This is a genomic window from Streptomyces sp. MUSC 14 (genome assembly GCF_001866675.1).
Lineage (GTDB): Bacteria > Actinomycetota > Actinomycetes > Streptomycetales > Streptomycetaceae > Streptomyces.
Genome location: NZ_MLYN01000137.1, coordinates 1 through 500 on the forward strand (window position 1 = coordinate 1; position 500 = coordinate 500).

Consider the following 500-nt stretch of genomic DNA (forward strand, 5'->3'; position numbering starts at 1 on the left):
TGTTGCTGTTGTTGTTGCTGTTGTTGTTGCTCTTGCCCTGTCCGGAGTCGCCGCCGAACGGCGCCTGCGGGGCGTCGGCGACGGCGGCCGGGGCCGCCTGGGGTGCCGGGGCGGAGGCCGCCGAGGCGTAGGTGATGCCGGTGACGGCGAGTGCCGCGGCGGCTCCGGCGGCGGCGGTCACCATGGTGGAACGAGCGAGCTTCATGTCGCTTCTCCTGTCTGTTATCTCCGAGATGTCGGCTCGTCAGCCGACTGTGATCAAACGTACTCATGGCTGTCGTATCGGTCATTTCGGAGGGTTCGTGGGAGGGGGCCGATCGGGGTATATGCGGGTGTGTCTGTTGTTGGGTGGGGTGGTGAAGTGGCGGTCGGGACAGGTGGATTGAATGATGATTGGTCCGTCCGGATGATCTGGTGATGTCTGCTCACCCTCTATCGGCTGCGTGTCGCTGCGGAATCGGTGAGTTGGTCCGTGTTAGTGGACCGGTTACGTCGAATCC

Annotated in this window: 1 pseudogene; it reads right to left on the reverse strand. The window is 63.6% G+C overall.

What is annotated here, in order from left to right:
• Window positions 1-205, reverse strand: a pseudogene (locus tag BIV25_RS46010) (hypothetical protein); the annotation flags it as partial.
• Between the last annotated feature and the right edge of the window lie 295 nt (window positions 206-500).